This is a genomic window from Microbulbifer mixtoriginis (SeqCode) (assembly GCF_052467235.1).
This window is the reverse complement of sequence record NZ_CP174305.1, coordinates 882,501-903,783: the sequence shown is the minus strand read 5'-3', so window position 1 is coordinate 903,783 and position 21,283 is coordinate 882,501. Positions and strand designations below refer to the sequence as shown.

The 21,283-nt window shown below is 49.5% G+C and carries 23 protein-coding genes and 1 tRNA gene; 22 read left to right on the top strand and 2 right to left on the bottom strand.

Translation table 11 applies throughout. From position 1 onward, the window contains the following. Positions 1–82: 82 nt before the first annotated feature. From ACJJIO_RS04025 to ACJJIO_RS03985, 9 genes are all read left to right on the top strand, one after another. Positions 83–331: a hypothetical protein gene (locus ACJJIO_RS04025; RefSeq protein WP_444910219.1), complete on the top strand. Its 249-nt coding sequence runs from the start codon at positions 83–85 to the stop codon at positions 329–331. A gap of 641 nt (positions 332–972) precedes the next feature. Then, positions 973–1,350, top strand: a complete 378-nt coding sequence (locus tag ACJJIO_RS04020) for a DoxX-like family protein (RefSeq protein WP_444910218.1) — start codon at positions 973–975, stop codon at positions 1,348–1,350. A gap of 86 nt (positions 1,351–1,436) precedes the next feature. Next, entirely contained in the window at positions 1,437–1,697 is a 261-nt protein-coding gene (locus tag ACJJIO_RS04015; protein ID WP_444910217.1) for a hypothetical protein, read from the top strand. Between the two features lie 572 nt (positions 1,698–2,269). After that, positions 2,270–2,557 (top strand): hypothetical protein, encoded by a 288-nt coding sequence (locus tag ACJJIO_RS04010; RefSeq protein WP_444910216.1) that lies wholly within the window; start codon positions 2,270–2,272, stop codon positions 2,555–2,557. Positions 2,558–2,844: 287 nt separating this feature from the next. After that, complete coding sequence (locus ACJJIO_RS04005) at positions 2,845–3,144, top strand: hypothetical protein (protein ID WP_444910215.1); 300 nt, start codon at positions 2,845–2,847, stop codon at positions 3,142–3,144. Between the two features lie 183 nt (positions 3,145–3,327). Further along, positions 3,328–3,726 carry a VOC family protein gene (locus ACJJIO_RS04000; protein WP_444900143.1) on the top strand — a complete coding sequence of 133 codons (399 nt, stop codon included), beginning with the start codon at positions 3,328–3,330 and terminating at the stop codon, positions 3,724–3,726. A 68-nt stretch (positions 3,727–3,794) separates the two neighbouring features. Beyond that, the gene (locus ACJJIO_RS03995; protein WP_444910214.1) at positions 3,795–4,031 is read left to right on the top strand and encodes a hypothetical protein; all 237 of its coding nucleotides are present in this window, start codon (positions 3,795–3,797) and stop codon (positions 4,029–4,031) included. 193 nt (positions 4,032–4,224) lie between these two features. Then, positions 4,225–4,524, top strand: coding sequence for a hypothetical protein (locus ACJJIO_RS03990; protein ID WP_444910213.1), 300 nt, complete (start codon positions 4,225–4,227; stop codon positions 4,522–4,524). Positions 4,525–4,970: 446 nt separating this feature from the next. Then, positions 4,971–5,777: an amidohydrolase family protein gene (locus ACJJIO_RS03985; protein WP_444910212.1), complete on the top strand. Its 807-nt coding sequence runs from the start codon at positions 4,971–4,973 to the stop codon at positions 5,775–5,777. A gap of 161 nt (positions 5,778–5,938) precedes the next feature. Here ACJJIO_RS03985 and ACJJIO_RS03980 read toward each other — a convergent pair whose 3' ends face one another. After that, complete coding sequence (locus ACJJIO_RS03980; protein WP_444910211.1) at positions 5,939–6,547, bottom strand: tRNA-uridine aminocarboxypropyltransferase; 609 nt, start codon at positions 6,545–6,547, stop codon at positions 5,939–5,941. Positions 6,548–6,575: 28 nt separating this feature from the next. On the opposite strand from ACJJIO_RS03980, the gene ACJJIO_RS03975 reads away from it, so the two are divergent. Continuing rightward, positions 6,576–7,010: a GNAT family N-acetyltransferase gene (locus tag ACJJIO_RS03975; RefSeq protein ID WP_444910210.1), complete on the top strand. Its 435-nt coding sequence runs from the start codon at positions 6,576–6,578 to the stop codon at positions 7,008–7,010. A 302-nt stretch (positions 7,011–7,312) separates the two neighbouring features. Here the strand turns inward: ACJJIO_RS03975 and ACJJIO_RS03970 are convergent, their stop codons facing one another. Next, a complete protein-coding gene (locus tag ACJJIO_RS03970) occupies positions 7,313–9,367 on the bottom strand; it encodes a glycoside hydrolase family 16 protein (RefSeq protein WP_444910209.1) in 2,055 nt (684 codons plus the stop codon). Between the two features lie 535 nt (positions 9,368–9,902). Between ACJJIO_RS03970 and ACJJIO_RS03965 the strand changes: the two genes are divergently transcribed. The 12 genes from ACJJIO_RS03965 (at position 9,903) to ACJJIO_RS03910 (ending at position 21,154) form a co-directional block, all read left to right on the top strand. Further along, complete coding sequence (locus ACJJIO_RS03965) at positions 9,903–10,418, top strand: CinA family protein (protein WP_444910208.1); 516 nt, start codon at positions 9,903–9,905, stop codon at positions 10,416–10,418. Between the two features lie 173 nt (positions 10,419–10,591). Further along, the gene (recA, locus tag ACJJIO_RS03960; RefSeq protein ID WP_444910207.1) at positions 10,592–11,626 is read left to right on the top strand and encodes a recombinase RecA; all 1,035 of its coding nucleotides are present in this window, start codon (positions 10,592–10,594) and stop codon (positions 11,624–11,626) included. Further along, positions 11,627–12,115, top strand: coding sequence for a regulatory protein RecX (locus ACJJIO_RS03955; RefSeq protein WP_444910206.1), 489 nt, complete (start codon positions 11,627–11,629; stop codon positions 12,113–12,115). 97 nt (positions 12,116–12,212) lie between these two features. After that, on the top strand, positions 12,213–13,691 hold the full coding sequence (gene glpK / locus ACJJIO_RS03950; protein ID WP_444910205.1) for a glycerol kinase GlpK: 1,479 nt from the start codon (positions 12,213–12,215) through the stop codon (positions 13,689–13,691). A 47-nt stretch (positions 13,692–13,738) separates the two neighbouring features. Then, the gene (locus ACJJIO_RS03945) at positions 13,739–14,758 is read left to right on the top strand and encodes a class I fructose-bisphosphate aldolase (protein ID WP_444910204.1); all 1,020 of its coding nucleotides are present in this window, start codon (positions 13,739–13,741) and stop codon (positions 14,756–14,758) included. Positions 14,759–14,803: 45 nt separating this feature from the next. Further along, positions 14,804–15,640, top strand: a complete 837-nt coding sequence (locus tag ACJJIO_RS03940) for an alpha/beta hydrolase (RefSeq protein ID WP_444910203.1) — start codon at positions 14,804–14,806, stop codon at positions 15,638–15,640. 135 nt (positions 15,641–15,775) lie between these two features. Then, positions 15,776–15,961 (top strand): Trm112 family protein, encoded by a 186-nt coding sequence (locus ACJJIO_RS03935; RefSeq protein ID WP_152452364.1) that lies wholly within the window; start codon positions 15,776–15,778, stop codon positions 15,959–15,961. A 4-nt stretch (positions 15,962–15,965) separates the two neighbouring features. Next, positions 15,966–16,313 (top strand): histidine triad nucleotide-binding protein, encoded by a 348-nt coding sequence (locus ACJJIO_RS03930; RefSeq protein ID WP_444884135.1) that lies wholly within the window; start codon positions 15,966–15,968, stop codon positions 16,311–16,313. A gap of 71 nt (positions 16,314–16,384) precedes the next feature. Next, entirely contained in the window at positions 16,385–18,997 is a 2,613-nt protein-coding gene (gene alaS / locus ACJJIO_RS03925) for an alanine--tRNA ligase (protein ID WP_444910202.1), read from the top strand. Positions 18,998–19,126: 129 nt separating this feature from the next. After that, a complete protein-coding gene (locus ACJJIO_RS03920) occupies positions 19,127–20,350 on the top strand; it encodes an aspartate kinase (protein WP_444884137.1) in 1,224 nt (407 codons plus the stop codon). Between the two features lie 240 nt (positions 20,351–20,590). Then, positions 20,591–20,785, top strand: coding sequence for a carbon storage regulator CsrA (gene csrA, locus ACJJIO_RS03915; protein WP_091391203.1), 195 nt, complete (start codon positions 20,591–20,593; stop codon positions 20,783–20,785). A 279-nt stretch (positions 20,786–21,064) separates the two neighbouring features. Next, positions 21,065–21,154 (top strand) — tRNA-Ser (locus tag ACJJIO_RS03910). Positions 21,155–21,283 lie beyond the last annotated feature (129 nt).

Below are 21,283 nucleotides of genomic sequence, written 5' to 3'. Positions count from 1 at the left end.
TTTTGCACAAGACGTGCATAGCATTGGTCGCCCCTGTTGCGGGCGTTATCATTTGTGGCTTTTGAAAATTTAGGGGCAGCTCATGTTTCATTTACTTGATCAAGCTCAATGGTTGTATGAAAAGCGTGCTGCGAATTGTCCTCACTGCGGAGCTGCACACGAGGAACGAAGATTTGATTGTCATCTTTGTCACATTGATTTCAGTAGCGATGAAATAGAAAAAATGGATGAGCAACGGATAATGAGTTTCAAGCGTTCCGCAATTTCTGGTTTGATATTTTTCCCTATATTTATCGCTCTCTTTATTTTGTTTCTAACTAATTACCGGTAGTACATGATAACAAGTTGCTGCATCCGACCACCTACACTCTGCTCGCTTTGTACTGTACGCTACGCTAGCACAAAGCGGCTCCATTCCGGTGGCGGCTGAGCAAGGCGTTATGCGTCTACTAGCTAGAACTTTCATTTGAACTATCGGACGATAGTAGAAGGTTGGGTTCGAATAAGTACTGAGAGTTTTTGGCTGTTTCACTCAGAAGAAGGCAACGATATTAGAAAAGGAAATTCTATGGATGTATCAACAATGTTCTCATTGTGGATCGTTGGGTCAATAATTTCTCTCTTGGTTGCAGCATTTATTTTGGAGCTGCTTTGGAACACTACAATCCCGGGAATATTCAATGTTCGTGAAATAGGATATTGGGTGGCTATAAAGTTGATCCTGATTTGCACAATTTTGTTCGGAGCGCCATATTTTAATGTGCAATCAAATACAGTACTTTAGGCAAGGTGGATCTGCCGTAGCTCCATACGCATAACAAGGCCGGGCAATTCGCTCCAGGCCTTCGGCCCTCCGCGGGACAGCTTACCTTGTGCACGTTTTGCGCAGGTCGCTGCGCTCCCATTTTTGCGCAAAACGCGCACAAGGTAAGCTGCCCCTGCCGGCGGCGTTATGCGTCTTAGAGGTATAAGTTGAGCATTGTAGAGTTATGCCGTTGGATAATCGGATGCAGCTGGATCTATCACGGGCTTATGCCGAAGCTCGTTCATATCGCTCCGTTAGAACAAAAAATGACAAATGGGTTTGGCTTTGGAGTAGAGGCGTCTCAGGTACTTACCAGAGTTGCAGGAGCAGGTGAAATACTGTTTGGCATAGTCTTTATTGTTTTTTATCGATCGCTTGCTATCAATGTGCTCAATATCTCTGCCTTACTTGCACTAATGATTTTTGTTGCTGTAATTTCACCCATATTATTGATTGAAGCGTTCAATCCGGTTACAACAAATATTCCAATTATTGCTTTAAGTGCAATTCTTATAATGGAGCTCCGTAGTGAGCGAAACGCATAACAAACGCAGGCAGTTTGCTACGGCCCTTCGGGCCTCCGCGGGGCGTTATGTGGAAATTGACCCAAAACACATTTAGAGGTGAGAGAATGTCCTATTTTGTCATGACAGAAGGGATTTATAAAATTGATGAGATATTCTTTGGTGCGACCAAAGATGAGTTGGTAGAAAAAGCCAGAGACATGATTGATCAGTGGCCAGAGTATATTGAAATGGAGACTGATGAAATTATAGAGATGGCAGAGGCCGGCAATGCAGAATTTGATCTGGTCGAAATGTCTGGCCCCATGCCCTCGCAAGATATATCCAAAGCTGAGCTTATTTCTTTATATGAGAGCCAGCATTCATAAAAGGTAAGGCCACATAACAAGTGGGTGATGTTCGTTCCAGCCACTGCGTGGCTTCCACCGGACCTCCGCTTCGCTTTGGCCGCATACCCAGGGCGTTACATATGAAGTACCAATTATCTATACAAGGATAGTCCATGAAAAAATTAGTAGTTCCAGCAATTGTTTTTTTATAGCATCTTGTGGCAGTACGTTCACAAAAACCGGTGATGTATCTCATAATGCATTTAGTAAAAATTGTGAAGTTACTGTTTTCACAATACCGCCTAAGATAGATTTTGATGAACTGGGTGTTGTTGAGTTTAAACTTATCCCATTTGTTGGTTATCCAAGAACCATTTCATCAGCTAAATCTCAAGCAAGCCCGCTAGTGTGCGCAAATGGTGGTAATGCCTTGCTATTATGGGAAGAAAATGGTATTGGGCAGTATTTGAAAGGTACTGTTATTCGAGTTAAGTAAGTTATATAACAAGTCGATGCTGTTCGTTACGGCCCTGCGGGCCTCTACCGGACAGCCTACGCTTTGCTTCGGCTGTCCTTGCTGGCAACGTTATGTATTTTAGTTTGTGGTAATTATGTTAGAAGAATTTAAAAAAATAATCTATGAAGGGCTTAGGAAGGCCAAAGCGCGTGAATTAGATATATATACCTTTGCCTTGTATCATGACCATGAGTCGCATGTGGCAACGGTATGTATTGACACAGTTGAGTCTTCATTACGAGCTGTTATATCAAGTAATAAATTTTCAAATGAGCGATTTATGAGGGCGGTAGATAATGGAGATATAGAAGCTGCAGCATCATGGAATGCCATCAGTGGTAGGAGCTTAATGCTTGGTGATTTTGCACTTGCTAATGCATAAGAAGTAGATGTTCCTCGTAAGCCAAAGAAACCTGAGTTTTATCAAGAAATGGTTAAAGCTATCGAAGAGATGCGAGATTTAATAAAGCAACAGAGTAGCCATGGTTGTAACTTAATGTTTTGCTGCTCAACTGAGGCATCTGAGGTGGGGTTGGTTTGGTCATAAACATAACAAGCCGCTCAAGCACTATTCCGGCCGCGAAAAGCGCAGCCTCCACTGGACTTGCTACGCGTTGCTTCGCTCGCCGCTTAGCGGGGCGTTAATGGGCGCGGGTACAATCGAAAACAATGAATAACAAACTAAATATAAATACGTTGGTAATGCTTCTTGTGAGCTTGGCATTCAATTATTTTACTGCCAGCCTAATTGCAACTAACGAAGGACCTTCAGCATATGACATAGGATTTGTTTTTGGCCGTGCCATAATCAGTGTTCTAATTGCTTTTGCAATAGTAGGTATACCTTTTGCCATTTTTCGCCGCGGGAAAAAGAAATTTACTAGAGGGGCTTACATAGTCTGGTGGGTTATCTTTGTTGTGCTAAGTTTAATGGCTTTGTTTGGTAATATGTTGCCGCCGGAGGGTTAAGCCATTAACAAGTTACTCAAGTTCACTCCGGGCCTTCGGCCCTCCGCGGGACAGCTTACCTTGTGCACGTTTTGCACAGGTCGCTGCGCTCCCATTGTCGCGCAAAATGTGCACAAGGTAAGCTGCCCCTGCCGGCGGCGTTAGCTGCTCCGAATCATTTACACTCAATATCAAGGAACGATGATGAAAGATATAACCAGAATTAATCATGTAGGATTGAGGGTTAGAGATTTGGATGTCTCTCGTGAATTCTATGGCAAGCTAGGTTTTGAGTTTATAGTTGGCCCAGTAGGCCCTGAGCCAGTAGCTATAGTTGAGCATCCATCAGGAGTTAACATCAACTTGATCCTTAATGCTTCAAAGGATGCACCAAGGAAAAATGTGCTAATGGAAGGTGATATGAAATATCCAGGCTATACGCACATCGCTTTAGAAATAACAGACTATGACTCAGCCAAAAGTAACGTCGAAGCTCTGGGTTTTACTATAACAGGTGAAGCCGAATACAACGGTGCTCAGTTTTTCTTTATAAGAGATCCAGATGACAATGTTATAGAGTTCCACCAACCAGCACGCAGCTAACAAAGCATTCCAGGTGACGCCTACGGTGTACCTGAATGCGGCGTTAAGTGAAAACGTAGTTCCAGAGTATGAGTATTGAATTCCCCAAAATTGAAAAGTACATAATAGCTAGTGATGTCGGTGGTGATAGGGATGGCATTGGCGTAGAGGTATACACCGGAAAGGATATGGTGTTGGAGGTTTTTCGTGATGACTCCAAAAAAACTAGAGAAGTTACTCTTTACAAAAAGGATCTCGATTTAGAGCTAATAGAGCAAACTATTGCTCTATTTAAAAAGGAAATTCCATGGGATTTTCAAGATTAGCCTTAATCTCACATAACAAGGCGGTGTTGTCGCCTTCGGCTGGGACTGCCATTCCGTTGGCGCTCCATGTCAGCCCCAAACCACGGCTTATGAATTCATGAGAAATACTAAATCAATACTACTTCTAGTTCTCTTGGGGCTGACCGCTTGTAGTAATAAGCCGTCCGGCGGGTTCATGTGAGGAGATGTGCCTATGGTTGTCGGTATGTTTGAAAGTTACTATGGCAATCATGTTCAAGTTGTCGGTTATATGTACAAACCATCCAGAGGCAATGTTTTAGTATTAATTCCATCAAAAGATCATGTTAATTTACAGACACGGCCTCCAGCTAACGTATTGAGTTTACTGTTATTCTCCGACACAGCAATTAGAAATGGCAGGGTTCACTCCGAGATGGAAGGGTGTATTGGTAAGACTACCTATGTGTCTGGGCTAGTCGGCATTTTTTCTGGGTTACCTGCAATTGAAGAGACTCGTGAAGTGGCGTGCTAAATTCATACCAAACGCAAGCAGGATGCTCCGCCCCTTCGGGCCTCCGCGGGACGCCAAACGCTGTTTCGAACGTTATGCTTTTATTGATTCTTAGTTTCAATTTTAAATTTGTGATGGCTAAAGGGATTTAGTGTGAAAGAAGATATAGCCGAGTTAAAAAGTGAATTTAAGGCTAAGTTATTATTCTGGAATAACATCAAAAGTAAAAAACTTAAAGTAGCCTTAATAGTTCTGTTTGTTGGCCTCGTAGGTTTGAAAGTTTTTACAAGTGTTTTGACGTTCGACTGGCTAGTAAGTTTTTTCAATTGATAAAACAGTGTAGTAAAACATAACAAAGCACTCAAGAACGGACAAAAAACAGTTGGCTGTTGTTCACTACGTTCACTATTTTAGCCAACAATGTTTTGCCGCTTAGTGCGGCGTTATGCAGCAAAGGAGAAATGTAGATGATTGTTGATGCTTGGGCACAGCACCCAACATTACGGCACTCGCAAGATCCAGTCTTCGAGTCGCTACGCAGGTGGACGAAGATGCCTATGCCGACAACAAAAATCCCGATAGAGATGACTCTCGGAATGATGGATCAAGGTGGTGTGGATCGCAGCCTAATATCGGCTTGGGTTGCTCCCCGAAATGTCATGATATCCAATGATGAAGTCGCAGGTTTCGTGGCTAAGGCACCTGACAGGTTGGTTGGCGTGGGGTCAGTGGACATCTCGAAGCCGATGGAGGCTGTTCGAGAGATCCGACGTTGCGTAAACGAACTAGGTTTCAAAGCGATTCGGGTTTTGCCCTGGATTTGGGAGGTGCCGCCGACCGATCGCCGGTTTTATCCCGTGTACACAGCATGCTGTGATCTTGGTGTTCCGTTCTGCACCCAGATTGGTCACACGGGGCCGCTCATGCCGTCGGAGGTTGGTCGACCTATCTACCTAGATCAGGTGGCCCTGGATTTTCCTGAACTAAAAATCGTCGGTGGTCACATTGGCTACCCTTGGACAGATGAGGCTATTGCGGTGGCTACAAAGCACGAAAACGTATACATCGACACGTCAGCGTACACCGCTAAGAGATACCCACAGCCTCTAGTCGAGTTTATGCGAGGACATGGCCGCAACAAAGTTCTCTTCGGCACAAATTACCCAATGATCATGCCCGCCAAAGCGCTCGAGAATCTTCCAGAGCTGGCGTTGGGAGAAGATGTGGAGGAGCTTTTCTTGAGTGGTAACGCATGCCGAGTATTCAATTTATAGTCAGAGCGGTGTGGCCTAACAGGCACTGCCAGGGACAAACCTACGCTGCGCTTCGGTTTGCCCCAGAGCGCGGTGTTAGGTGTAAGACTTACCCACGTTTGGTAGACACCCTGTATAGTTAGGTTTTGGCCTAATACGAAATTTAACATGGGTTCGGTTATTCACGCGGGTTCAAATGTAAAGCTCTTCTGTTGCAGCTCAACCATTTTCTCAAATGGCTCTAACAATTTTAAAAAACTATTATTACCCTCCAGCAATTGCATTGCCATGGCAATACTTTCAATTGTCGATAGCCCGTCCGCTACAGAAGTTTTACGGATTTCGTAATTTGATTTTAGGCCCCCACCAAGATTGATCCGTGGAAGACGTTGCAATTGAGGATTGAGGTGGAGGATTTTTTTGGATTTCTTCCAGGTTGCATCTAGCACGATCAGCTGCTTAACAGGTGCTTGTTTACTTGAAGTTTTATTAGATTGGTGATTATTAGAGTTCAGCTCGCCACTGTCAGGTAACCATTCCAGGGATGGGTAGAGTAGGGCGGAGGGCGTGCAAAGCAAAGTATTTAGCTGATGGGTCGATAGGCTCTCGGCTATCATCATTTCGCTGTTACTCAGGCATAGGTGTGCCATACGTCCTGTATTGAATGGGTGCTTCTCCTCCTGCGGGTGCTGTATGATCACCACTTTTATGGTGCTTGTTAGGCTAACCAATGCGCTGCAATAGCAAACATTGGGTGGGCGCAGGCAAGTATTGCAGGTTTCTCTGGGCATTTTTCGACTACTGAGTACAGGCAGGTTTATGGGAGTTACGCAGCCTTCTTATAAGGTTCAATGGTTGGCAGATATTGAGATTCCGCTAGCGAACAAATTCTATCGCATGCATGGATTTCGTGGCAAAGCCAAGCGACATGAAGATTGTGCAGTCGTGCGTAACGAGCGAGGTGAGGTGATTGGCTGTGGCTACCTGCGTAGATATGAATCTTTTAAATTACTTGCAGGGGTTGCGGTGGCCCCTGAGTACCAGGGGCGGGGAGTCGCGCGTTTATTGCTAGCACTCCTGGCTAAGAGGTTTGACAGGAATACCTATACCTTTCCCTATATCCACTTAGAGTCTTTTTATTTGTCGCTGGGCTTTGAGGTAGTGGAGGCCGAATTGCTGCCAGCCCCTGTAGCTGAACTGTATAGTATCTACCTGAATCAAGGGCGCTCCATATCGGCAATGGGTTATCGATAGCTGTTTTTTGGGTTTATATTTTTCTAAACGGTTGAATGCAGAGCATATATGCCCTTTTGTGCGAATTAATTGAAATTTTAGAATTTTCCTCACAATCAGATAGTAAACTGGGCATCATCATTAAGATGCTGCCCAGGCCGTCCAGAAGGCGTTGATTTCTCAAATAGGTAATCTGTACGCTGTGCTCCGTTTGGTACAAGTAATTTTTAGGTAGGGTAGTTGCAGTTTACACTGATTGAGTGTTGACTTTCGCGGGTACTTAATCCGTACAGGGACTGGATATTGTCCGGTGGCTGTCATCGTTATTCTCCAGCAGAGTCTAGACAGCGGTGTTGATGACCTCCCAGTCGATAGTTACAGAGCTGATCATTGCTGAAGTCACTATTACTGAAGTCACTTAGAGGGCTGCAGGGCTTGCACTTTCTTTTAGGCTGCTCCTGTCGCCCGTGATGTGGATGGCACTTGTGGGGTGGGTGCTGACAGTGAGATCCAGAGGCTTCACTGGAAAAATAGATGTTATCGATCTCAATATTAGTGATATCTCCTTCTACACCTAATATTTCAAATAACTGAATCACGTTGGACATATCCACTTCATCGCTGAAGTCGCTGACTGGGATGGATATTTGATGCCATTGGCCGTCACGGACAAATTCATAGGGATCAGGGTTTTTGTTAAATTCGATCCACTTTTGTTCAACATTAGTGATGCTGCCACTCTTCATGCCGACTTTAAAAGGGGTGTCACTGCTGGTTTTAAGGAAAAAATTTAGTGTGGCTCTATCGTTATCGTAAGCGGATAGGTCGTGGTAGCTGTTGGCGGTAAACGCCATGCCAAACCAGCCGGCTCCAGAGGATTGGTAGGAGAGGGACTTTTCGCCTTCGAATGGTGATTGAGAGACTTCCAGCAGGGTGTTTTCCCACACGAATAAATTGCCATCGCTACCCAGCTTAAAAGTCGAATCGGCTTCGGACGTTTCACTGTATACGGAAAAAATACCAGCGGGGATATTCTTTGCCTCTCCCTCACTGAAGTAAATGTCATCAATAGCCAAGGTGAACCCCTCTGTAGGTGCGTCACCACGAACCATTATGGTCTGGCTAATGGTGTGGAAGTCCACAGCATATTTGCTTAGCGGAATGCTGACCAAGTGCCATTGTCCATCTCGTTTTAACCCATAGTCTTCACCGCCATCGACTAAATCAACCCAACTATCGCTACCACTGCCAGTGCTGGCGATACCAATCCCAATCGTTTCAGTGCTGCTGGTCTTGATACGTAAGTTTAAGTGACCATTTTGATAGTGCATCATATTTAGGTCGTAGTGCATCCAAAAACCCATGCCAAACCAATCGCCAGCGTCAATATTAAATTCCAAGGCCTCATTGTCATTAACACTTGCGGTGGATTCCATATTGTTCCAGATATAGAGTTCGGTATCGGTGCCAAGCTGCAAAGACTCAGAGATATCTTCACCGTCACCGTATATGCTTAGGTTGCCGAATTTTGCCTTGTCTTCGGCCAGGGTAATTTCTGTGTTGTAGTTATTATCGTCGTTATCATAGATACGGATATAATCCACATACATTTTGGCGGGCATCGGTGCGGTGATTTCTTCATTGCGAAAGATCTGTGGGAAAATACCACCCACAGCGAGGTTGAGTATCAGGAAGTGTTCTTGACGAAACTCATCAAACGCCGGGTCTTCACTGCCAATGCTGATGATTTCGTTGGCTTCATCGCCCACCCACATCGTAATATGGTCGGGTGTCCAAGTCATACCAAAAATATGGTAACCCTCGGTTAAATCCCTACTGTAGCCAAAATCTTTGATGAGGTTTTTACTTTGACCGTAATCCGCTTGTCCTGTGTATTCATCGGACTCATGATGCCAGTGGAAGGCACTGGAAATCGCTGAATTGACACTGCCGCTTTCGAGCGCCTCGGCCATGCCGGCTTCGAGAATATCCAGTTCACCGCATGCGGGCCAGCCGACCTGCCCATAGTTATTACCGAGCTGCCAAAAAGCCGGCCAGAGACCGGCGTTGAGATCAGGTAGTTTGATGCGGGCCTCAATCGTACCGTATCGATAAGAGAGTCGACCAATCGTTTTCAGGCGGGCAGATGTAAAACTGCCATCAGAATTGCGTTGTGCCTGAATAACCAGATTACCCTCTTCAATATAGGCGTTATTACTATTGCCCGTGTAGTCTTGTAGTTCGTTATTGCCCCAGCCCCAGCTGCCTACATCGTAAGTCCAGACGGATTTATTAATACTGTTTCCATCAAAATTATCTTCCCAGATTAAAGTTTTTGCGTTGATTAATGGAGAAGCGCAGCTTCCCAGGATAGTCATAACCATCACTGATTGTTTTATTAGCATAGCTTTTTATTCTTTTTTGGCTATCAAAGGGGTATCGATGATTTTTTATCGACGAATAAAGCCTAACAAATAGCGGGTTATTCTTGGGTGAGTGCTTTCCCCTTTATCGCGTGCTCAGTCCTGCTTATCGCACGAGGTTAGTGCCATGCATTTTTCTTTGTCCTGTAGCTATATTTCCGCACTTTTAAAACCTATGAGGATGTTTATGTGTTGGGCGTGCCCGACTAGAAGAGCTGCATCTTTTTTGTGGGTAGTTATGTCTTGATTAAAGGGAGGTAGTTTTTTGAATCTACAGAGGCTGTAGTACCGCTTCAGTAATTTTAAGGCTGGCACGGTAACGTTATTTTCGTTTGCTGCTTGTAGGTCTATGGATGGCTATACACCATTGCTTGGTGCAGCGGATGGCGGTCTTGTTAGTGGAGGTTGCGTTCAGTTGGCATAATATAAGGTGATGCGCGGGTTGCTCCTGGGGAGTGAGTACCTTGAGAAATGATAAGCGGGTAGAAAAATGGCTGATCATGGCGAGATATTAAGTTTGGCACAACAGCTTGGTGAGGAATTGATAAAGCGCTGTTGGTTTGTAACCTCTGCGGAGTCCTGTACTGGTGGTGCGATTGCCGCGGCGATCACTTCTATTCCCAATGCGTCTAATTGGTTTGATGGTTCAGTCGTTAGTTATGCCAATCGCATCAAGCACAGTGTGTTAGGGGTGGATGCGAAGGACCTAAAACAGTTTGGTGCGGTCAGCGAACCAGTTGTCCGGCAAATGGCTTGTGGAGTGCTGGCTATGATGGATGCCAACCTGTCCGTGGCGGTAAGCGGTATTGCTGGTCCCAGTGGCGGTACCGAAGAGAAACCAGTCGGAACTGTGTGGATTGCCTGGGCTCATGCGGAAGGGCAGGAACCGGTTCAGATTGATGCTCGGTGTTTCCACTTTAAAGGGGATCGGGCCACAGTTCAGGCACAAACGGTGCTGGAGGCTCTCAAAGGGATGCTGAAGATCCTGGAGGAGCACCCTGTTTAAGGTGAGCTACCTGGTCAGTTTACTGGTGTGATAGCGGGGTTGTGCTGAATTTAGAGCGGTGTAACCGTGTTGGGAAGATTGGTACTGATTGCGCTGGAATTACTGGTTGCCTATACAGTAATCCTTCGATAAGCTTGCCCCACTCAACACAGCTCAGATATACGGGAACGGTCATGGATTCCAATAAAGACAAGGCATTGAAAGCGGCGCTGTCGCAGATCGAACGCCAGTTTGGCAAGGGCACAGTGATGCGTATGGGGGATAAGGAGCGCGAGCGTATCCCCGCAATCTCCACTGGCTCTCTCGGCCTGGATGTGGCGCTGGGTATAGGCGGCCTGCCCCGCGGTCGTATCGTTGAGATCTATGGCCCGGAATCCTCTGGTAAAACCACTCTAACCCTGCAAGTGATCGCCGAGGCCCAGCGCAAAGGCGGCACCTGTGCTTTCGTGGATGCAGAACACGCCCTAGATCCCATTTATGCCGAAAAGCTCGGTGTAAATGTTGATGAGTTAATCGTCTCCCAGCCAGATACCGGCGAGCAGGCCTTGGAAGTGGCAGATATGCTGGTGCGTTCCGGTGCTGTAGATGTATTGGTTGTGGACTCCGTCGCGGCTCTGACTCCGCGTGCTGAGATCGAAGGGGAGATGGGTGACACTCATGTTGGCCTGCAGGCTCGACTAATGTCCCAGGCGCTGCGAAAGCTGACCGGTAACATCAAGAGCACTAATACCCTGGCGATCTTTATTAACCAGATTCGTATGAAGATCGGTGTAATGTTCGGCTCCCCGGAAACCACAACTGGCGGTAATGCCCTTAAATTCTACTCTTCTGTGCGCCTGGATATCCGCCGCATCGGCTCGGTAAAAGATGGCGATGAAGTAGTGGGTAACGAGACCCGCGTGAAGGTGGTTAAGAACAAGGTGGCCCCACCTTTCAAACAGACAGACTTTCAGATCATGTATGGCGAAGGCATCAACATGATTGGTGAGGTTGTCGACTACGGTGTGAAGCTGGGCTTGGTTGATAAGGCGGGCGCCTGGTATAGCTACAAGGGCGATAAGATTGGTCAGGGTAAGGCCAATGCTACCAAGTTCCTGCGTGATAACCCCGATATCCGCAATGAAATTGAGGCTCAGCTGCGCGCACAGCTGTTGGGCGATCTGGTCCCGGCCAGCCCCGAAGAGGCCGCGGAACTGCCGGAAGAGTAAGTGTCTTTTTCCTCCAAGGCGGCTTTCACCGCCGACCCCGCTCAAGCGCTTTTCGGCGCGGCGCTTGAGCTGCTTACCCGCCGCGAGCACTCCCGTTTGGAATTGAGGCGGAAGCTGGTGGGTAAGTTCCCCGGTGCCGACTTCGATGCGCTATTCGCGCGCTTGCAAGAACTCAACTACCAGTCTGATCAGCGCTTTGCCGAAGTTTTTGCCCGTTCTCGTGTTCAGCGTGGTCAGGGGCCCCTGCGTATCCGCCTGGAATTACAACAGCGCGGCATTTCCGCTGAGCTTTTATCCCAGGTCTTAGAGCAGTTAGAGGTGGACTGGTTTTCCCAGGCCCATGAGCAGCTGCAGCGCAAATATCGCTCGCCAATTGATTTGGCGTTGCCGCGGGAGCAGCAACTGAAGGAGCGCGCACGTCGCCAACGCTACCTGTCTTACCGCGGTTTCTCTTCAGATGCTATTAGCTGGGCGCTGGACGAAGAGTAATCACGCTTATACTCTCATGCTTGCTTGAGGCGCGAAGGTAATGCTTTCCCTCAGGCTTAGGGTAATGAGAGAAAGAATAATAAGCGCGAGAGACTTTATGATCCTGTCTATTGATCAGGGCACTACAGGCACCACGGCTTTCGTTTTTGATAGTAGCGGCACCCTGGTGGGGCGCAGTTACTCAGAGATCCCCAATTACTATCCAGAGCCTGGATGGGTCGAGCAGGATGCCGAGGAGATCTGGCAAGTCACCCAACGTATCTGTATGGCTGCTCTGCAGCGTGCTGGTGTTTGCGCATCCGAAATCAAATCGGTTGGTATCACTAACCAAAGAGAGACCACGATCCTGTGGGATCGTCACACAGGTGAGCCAGTACATAGGGCAATTGTCTGGCAGTGTCGGCGCTCAGCGAATATTTGTGCGCAGTTTGCCACAGAAGGAAAGTCCGAATGGCTGCGCGCGCGCAGCGGACTACTATTGGACGCGTACTTTTCTGCCAGTAAGCTGTTGTGGCTATTTCGAGAACAGCCGGATCTACAGGCGCGTGCTCGCAAGGGGGAGCTGTGTTTTGGCACGGTAGACAGCTGGTTGATCTGGAAGATGAGCGGTGCCAGCGCGCACATGACTGATCATACTAATGCCAGTCGCACCCTACTTTATAACTTGGAGCAGAAAAGCTGGGATCCAGAGCTATTGGCGCTTTTTGAGTGCCCTGAATCGATTCTGCCAGAAATCAGGCCGTCTGCCGGATATTTTGTCGATACGGATCCAGCAGCTTTTGCTGGCGTCAGTGCACCTATTTGTGGGGTGGCTGGGGATCAGCAGGCGGCGCTGTTTGGGCAAGGCTGTACGAACCCAGGAGATCTCAAAAACACCTATGGCACTGGCTGCTTTATGCTGGCCTATGCCGGGGAAAAACGCCCTGAACCGCCTCGCGGCCTGCTGGCCACAATCGCCTGTGATCCCCATGGGTTACCAGGCTATGCAGTTGAGGGCTCAGTTTTTACCGCGGGTTCTGCAATACAGTGGCTGCGTGATGAAATGGGATTGATTCAGCGGGCTGTCGATAGCGAGATTATTGCGCAGAGCATTCCCAATACCCGCGGAGTGTATTTGGTGCCGGCGTTTAGCGGCCTGGGTGCACCACACTGGGATTCGTCGGCGCGGGGAACCTTGTGTGGCCTGAGCCGGGGCGCGGGGCGGGCTGAAGTGGTTCGCGCCACTCTTGAGTCCATCGCCTACCAGAGTGATGAGCTGGCACGGCTTATGGAAGAGGCTCTAAAGGTCGATATCAGCCATATGCGTGTCGATGGCGGGGCAAGTGCGAACAATTTCTTGATGCAGTTTCAGGCCGACATTTCCGATCTGCGTGTAGAGCGCCCCAGACAGATTGAGTCCACGGCAATCGGCGCGGCGCTATTGGCGGGGATCGGCAGTGGTCTCTGGCATTTTCACCAGCTACCGGAGCGTCTGCTGGAGATTGAGCGCGATTTTCTGCCGGGAATGCCAGCAGAGAAAAGGGATTTCTTACTGACGGGTTGGAAGCGAGCAGTTGCAGCCTGCAAAGCATTCTAATTTAAGCGTCTATCCTTGACTGGGTTTTGGCACATGGAGGTGTTTCTATGACAGTTCACGATGAGTTAAAAGCAACGATAGATTCTCTGGTCGATGGTCGCCGGGGAATCCTGGCTGCAGATGAGAGCAGCGGAACTATCGCCAAGCGCTTTTCTGCTGTAGGGGTGGAATCAACCGAAGCAAACCGCCGAGATTACCGTGCGGCCCTGCTGTCGAGTGAGGGGCTTGGGGACTTTATTTGTGGTGTCATTCTGTTTGAGGAAACGCTCGGTCAGAGTGATAGAGGTGGTACGCCTTTGCCTGAGGTGGCGGCGGCACAGGGGATTCTACCGGGTATTAAAGTTGATAAAGGCAAGGGGCCTCTTCCCGGCGCGGAGGGGGACATGATCACCTATGGGCTCGATGGCCTTATCGAACGCTTGCGGGAATATAAGGCGCAGGGAGCGCGATTTGCCAAGTGGCGGGAAGTGTATCCCGTGAGTGCTCACAACCCGACTGAGTTGGGGCTTACGGCTAACGCGGAAATGTTGGCTCGGTATGCCGCCGCTTGCCAGTCTGAGGGGGTGGTACCCATTGTTGAGCCGGAAGTGCTAATGGACGGCAATCACAGTCTCGAACGCTCCGCGACTGTTAACGAACAGGTTTGGAGCAGTGTTTTTCATGCCTTGAATCGTCATGGTGTTATTTTGGAATTGATGTTGCTCAAGCCGAGCATGGTCACTCCCGGAGCAGAGTTGCCTAGTGCGGAGCCACAGGAGGTGGCTGAGTACACTTTGCGCAGCCTGCGTCGCAGTGTGCCTGCCGCAGTGCCCAGTATCAATTTTCTTTCTGGTGGCCAGGGCCCGGAAGAGGCTACAGAAAACCTTAATGCCCTTAGTCAGCTTAACAATGCTCCATGGCAGTTGAGTTTCTCCTATGGGCGGGCATTACAGCAGCCGGCGTTAACGGCCTGGCACGGTAGGGCGGAAAACGTCGAAATGGCGCAGAGGGCGTTGGTCAAACGGGCGTGTATGAATCACCTGGCCATGCTGGGTAAGTATCGCGATAGCCTTGAAGGGGAGGGCTAGGGGGAGCTAGCCACGATAAAACAATAATGAAAATGGACAGTGACAATGGAATTTGTAACAAGAAACATCAGTTTGCATTACCGCCGCTGGTGGGTTGAAGGTGCGCAGGGAACTGTGGTGATTTCTCATGGGCTGGGTGAGCACAGCGGCCGTTACGTTAATTTAGCAGCACATCTTAATCGGGCAGGTTTCAGTGTATATGCGCCGGACCATTATGGTCATGGTTTGTCCCAGGGGAAGAGGGGGCACATAGAGGATTTCTCGCTCTATAGCGAGGACCTCTATGAATTTATCTGCCTGGTCAAAAGTGGTAACCCCGGTACAGGGCTGCATCTGTTAGGGCATAGTATGGGGGCGGTGGTCGCATGTGGCAGTGCCATTCGCTATGGGGCTGTAGATAGCCTCATCCTATCAGCACCGGGTTTCCGCGGGGCTAAGGAGCCTTCGGGACTCGAGTTGAGGCTGGTACTGATGCTGGCAAAGATGTTCCCAGGGCTAGTGCTTTCCAGCAGGATAGATAGCCAGTGGTTGAGCCGGGACTCTGCGGTAATTGAAGCTTACCGAGAGGATGAGCTAACGCATCGAGGGGTTTCACTGCGCTGGTTTGAGACATTTCTTCGCGAGCGGGAGTTTCTCTCCGCTAATCTGGAGCGATTACTGGTGCCTTGTTTGATGTTGCTGCCGGAATCCGATCGGCTGGTGGATGTTGGAGTGAGTCGTGAGTGGTTTGGGCGGATGGGCTCGGCCGGCAAAATGCTGCACTGCTTTCCCAAGGCTTATCACGAGCTTTTTAATGAGGTCGAAGAGGGGCGTTTAGCACGTGATCTGCTGCTTGGTCATTTAAAATCCTACGAACCGCAGGCGGGGCCTGTCGTCTCTTGATAAAAATAAGGGGCAGTCAACCATGCTGGTTGTCACCCTTGGCGAATGCCGTGAAAAACCCTATGAAGCATTGTATGATACGCGGTCATTTTTGCCCCCTGCTTGTTACGCCAGGGGGAAATAGTGGGGTGGAACATGGATAAGAAGTTACTGAGCCTGTTAGTGTGTCCGGTAAGCAAGGCGCCGCTTGAGTACCGTGAGGAGACCCAGGAGCTGGTGTGTAAAGCTAGCGGTCTGGCCTATCCAATAAAAGACGGCATTCCGGTGATGCTGGAATCCGAGGCGCGTCAGCTGACTGCTGAGGAAAAGCTGGAAAAATAAACCAATGGGTGAACCCAGCGTTTTCAGTCGAATTATCTCGGGCGAAATAGCGAACGAGAAAATCTACGAGGACGATCTTTGTATCGTTATTGAGGATCGGGCGCCACAAGCCCCGACCCATCTCCTCATTATCCCGCGTAAACCCCTGGTTAACTTGTTCGACGCCAAAATCGATGACAAGGCTCTGCTCGGCCATCTGATGTGGGTGGCCGCTGAACTTGGCAGAAAGCTGGGATTAGAGGGATTTCGACTTGTGGTCAACAATGGTCGAAGCGCGGGACAGACCGTATTTCACCTGCATGTCCATCTACTGGCTCAACAAACAATGCCCGAGCAGGGGCTTGCACAGTAGCGGGACAGACGAGACACCGCGTCACCGGTGTCATTCAATAACTCTCAACTAACGAAGTGGAATTACGCCGGATGAAAAGCGCACAGATTCGCGACGCCTTTCTGAATTACTTTGCCGAACAGGGCCACACTGTGGTGCCGTCAAGCTCCTTGATTCCGGGCAATGACCCGACCCTGCTATTCACCAACGCCGGCATGGTGCAGTTTAAGGACACCTTCCTCGGCCAGGAAAAGCGTCCCTACAACCGGGCCACTAGTTCGCAGCGCTGCGTGCGTGCTGGGGGTAAGCATAATGACCTGGAAAATGTAGGTTATACCGCGCGCCACCACACCTTCTTCGAGATGCTGGGTAATTTCAGCTTCGGTGATTACTTTAAGCGCGATGCCATCCGTTTTGCCTGGGACTTCCTCACCAAGGTGCTGAACTTGCCAGAAGAGCGCCTGTGGGTAACCGTGCATATCAGCGATGATGAAGCAGCCGATATTTGGCAAAAGGAAGTTGGGGTGAGCCCTGAGCGCTTCTCCCGTCTTGATGAGGATAATTTCTGGCAAATGGGTGATACCGGCCCCTGTGGTCCCAGTTCAGAAATTTTCTTTGACCACGGCGAAGATGTACCCGGTGGCCCTCCCGGCTCCGACAACGACGATCTCGATCGCTATATCGAGATTTGGAACCTGGTATTTATGCAGTACGAACGCACGGCGGACGGTGAGCTGCACCCGCTGCCTAAACCCTCTGTCGATACCGGAATGGGGCTGGAGCGTATCGCCGCTGTTATGCAGGGCGTGCACTCAAATTATGAAATTGACCTGTTCCAGGCGTTGTTACGAGCGGCTAATAGCATTGTTGGTTGCGATAACCTAGAGGAAAAGTCTCTGCGTGTGATCGCTGATCATATTCGCTCTTGCTCCTTCTTAATCGCCGATGGTGTTATGCCTTCCAATGAAGGTCGTGGCTTTGTATTGCGTCGTATTATTCGCCGGGCAGTGCGTCATGGACACAAGTTGGGCCACAAAGAAGTCTTCTTCTTCAAGTTAGTGAGCGCTCTAGTAGAGCAGATGGGAGAGGCCTACCCAGAATTGCGTGAGAAACAGTCGCTGATTGAGCAGGCGCTGCGCAAAGAGGAGGAGCAATTCGCCAAGACCCTGGATAAAGGCATGGCTTTACTTGAGAGTGCATTGAGCACTCTCGAAGGGAGTGAGGTGCCGGGTGAGTTGGTATTCACCTTGCACGATACCTACGGTTTTCCTACAGATCTAACCCAGGACATCGCCCGCGAGCGTGGCCTATCTCTGGATATGGCGGGTTATGAAGCCGCTATGGAAGCTCAACGTGAGCGGGCCCGTGCCGCCGGTAAATTTAAGCAGGATTATACCGAGGCGTTGGATCTGCAAGGTGCCACGGAGTTCCTTGGATACGAAACCACCGAAGCTGAAGGCACAGTAACCGCGATTCTCAAAGGCGGAGAGCAGGTTGAGCGTCTGGAGAATGGGGAAGAAGGCGTGGTAATCCTCGATCGGACACCATTTTACGCTGAATCAGGTGGCCAGGTAGGCGATAGCGGTTATCTGAAGGCCGCATCGGGCCGTTTTGAGGTGCGAGATTGCACCAAGCAGGGCAGTCATCATTTACATGCCGGCAAGCTGCTGCAGGGAACAGTAGTTGTTGGTGAGCAGCTCACTGCTGAGGTGTCAGCGGATGTGCGCCAGGCAACGGCATTGAATCATTCTGCGACTCACTTGCTACACGCCGCTCTGCGCAAAGTGCTCGGCGAGCACGTAACCCAGAAGGGCTCATTGGTGGATTCCGAGCGCTTGCGTTTTGACTTCTCCCACCCAGAAGCGGTCACTGCAAAGCAATTACACGCGATCGAATCCCTGGTGAACACGCAGATCCGCGCGAACACACTGGTTGATACCTGCGAGACAGATATTGAGTCAGCCAAAGAAATGGGTGCCATGGCACTGTTCGGTGAAAAGTATGGCGATACAGTGCGCGTTCTCTCTATGGGCGCTGTAGAGGGCAGGACTTTTTCTGTAGAGCTGTGTGGTGGCACCCACGTAAATCGCACGGGGGATATTGGTCTTTTGCGTATTGTCAGCGAGAGTGGCATCGCCTCTGGCCAGCGACGTATTGAGGCGGTCACCGGTGCGCATGCGCTGTCACAATTTGATCGAGCTGAGCAGCGGCTAGAACATGTTGCGGCTCTCCTTAAGGCGCGCCCGGACACTCTTGCAGATAAGGTAGAGCAGTTACTACTCAATAACCGCAAGCTGGAAAAGGAAGTTGCGCAACTCAAGACTAAGCTGGCCAGTGGTGCTGGTGGAGACCTCAGTGCCCAGGCAATAGAGATTGCGGGCTTTAAATTGTTGGCCACATCAATCGACGGCGCCGACCCTAAATCTTTGCGTGACCTGGCTGACCAAATGAAGAGTAAATTGGGCAGCGGAGTTGTATTGCTGGCGGCGCCGGGAGAGGAAAAGGTTGCCCTGGTTGCGGCAGTGACTAAAGACCTCACCGACCGCCTATCGGCGGGAGACCTGATGCGTTTTGCTGCTGGCAAGATTGGCGGCAAGGGCGGTGGTCGCAGCGATATGGCGCAGGGGGGCGGCACCGACGCTTCGGCTCTGCCAGGTATGCTGCAAGAGGTGCCCGTATGGGTAGAGAACGCCCTAAAAAGCTGATTTCGGTCAATTTGGCGCCATAAATAGCGTGTGAAGTTGATTTCGCCGAAGTTTGGTGATTAAGTGCGCGCCTGCACGATTTCGGGTGGTGCGCGGACTTGGCCTGGAGCTAAGGAAACACAGAAAGTTATGAGTTTGTTCGTGCAGAAATACGGCGGGACTTCCGTAGGCTCTATTGAGCGTATTGAAGCCGTCGCCGATAAAGTAGCCGCATTTCGTGCAAAGGGGCACGGTATGGTTGTCGTTCTTTCCGCTATGAGTGGAGAGACCAACCGCCTGATTGAGCTCGCCTACCAGATTCAGGAAAAACCCGACCCCCGCGAACTCGATGTACTGGTGTCCACAGGTGAGCAGGTCACAATTGCGCTGTTGAGCATGGCCCTTAAGAAGCGCGGTTACGATGCCTGCTCCTATACTGGCGGGCAGGTCAAGATCCTCACGGATAATGCCCACACCAAGGCTCGCATCCAGCGCATTGATGTCGAGCGTATGCGCACAGACCTGGATGAAGGCAAAGTAGTTGTGGTTGCCGGTTTCCAGGGCGTGGATGACAACGGAAATATCACCACTCTTGGGCGCGGCGGTTCAGACACCACGGGGGTAGCGCTCGCTGCTGCCCTTGATGCCACGGAATGCCAAATCTATACGGATGTTGACGGGGTCTATACCACCGATCCACGTGTGGTGGATAGTGCGCGCCGTATGGATCGAATCACTTTTGAGGAAATGCTGGAAATGGCCAGTCTTGGCTCCAAGGTCCTGCAAATCCGCGCCGTGGAGTTCGCTGGCAAATACAAGGTTCCGTTGCGCGTGCTCTCAACATTTGAAGAGGGTGAAGGAACCCTGATAAGCCTGGATGAGGAAGATAACGAGATGGAGCAGCCTGTCGTATCCGGCATCGCATTTAACCGTGATGAAGCCAAATTAACGATCCGCGGTGTCCCTGACACCCCCGGTGTTGCCTGCCGTATTTTGGCACCTGTAGGTAAAGAGAATATCGAGGTCGATGTAATCGTGCAGAATATCAGTGCGGTTGACGGGACTACCGATTTTACTTTCACGGTACATCGCAATGATTTGGTTAAGGCTCGCGAAGTCTTGGAGCGTGTTTCGGCGGAACTTGGCGCCCGTGAGGTGATCACAGACGACAAGATTGCCAAGGTTTCTATTGTCGGCGTGGGAATGCGTTCCCATGCGAATGTGGCCAGTCGTATGTTTAGTGCGCTGGGTGAAGACAATATCAACATTCAGATGATCACTACTTCGGAAATTAAGATTTCGGTGATTATCGATGAGCGCTATCTCGAGCTGGCAGTGCGTGCTTTGCACAGTGAGTTTGAACTCTCCAAGTGAGAGAGCTGAAAGAAACACTATAACCGGAGTTAAGGCAAAGAGAGCCTTCCCATTTCGATTCAGTTGTTTGGCATTGCATCCAACCTGTTGAGATTTTGTTCGACTGGTCAATACTGAAGAGTGTGATGGGTAGTTTTTGACCTTGCGTGCACCGCCACCCGGTTATGATGACCAAATAAGAGCAGCTTTGGATAAACGCCGGCTGTTCTTTATCACAGGATGATCAAGGAGAAGTAGGTAATGTTGATTTTAACCCGCCGAATTGGCGAGACGCTGATGGTTGGCGACAATGTCACGGTTACCGTGCTGGGGGTGAAAGGCAATCAGGTGCGTATTGGCGTAAATGCGCCAAAAGAAGTCGCCGTACACCGTGAAGAAATTTATCAGCGTATCCAGCGCGAAAAGCAATCCTCTGAGGAGGGTGGCAACGAATAAGCGAATCGTTTTCAAAAAGGCCGGTATCCCGGCCTTTTTTTATTTGTGCTGCAAGGTAGTAGCATTCCGTATTTGGCGGAAAAGTCTTTTTTTTGAACATCCTGTATGAAAGGTGTCCGGAAAAGCAAAAAACTGCAAAAAGTTATTGATTCGCCATTGCTTTTTGCCGAGCCGTTGGTATTATGCCGCCCACTTTCAGCGAGCAATCAAACAGGTTGACTAGCGTGAAAGGCCTCTTCGGAGGTGGCCTGAAAGCGGAGCTTCCGCTTCGGCTTAAAAGGAGAGATGGCCGAGTGGCTGAAGGCGCGCCCCTGCTAAGGGCGTATGGGTTAACACTCATCGAGGGTTCGAATCCCTCTCTCTCCGCCATTATTTGGGTCTTCCAAAGTGAGGGCTTGAGCCTTGAAAAAGAAGTTTTTCAAGGCTTGCAAAAGAGGGTGTCGCGACTACAATGCGCGCCACTTCAAGCAAGGGTGGTAACGCACTTGCCGGGATTCG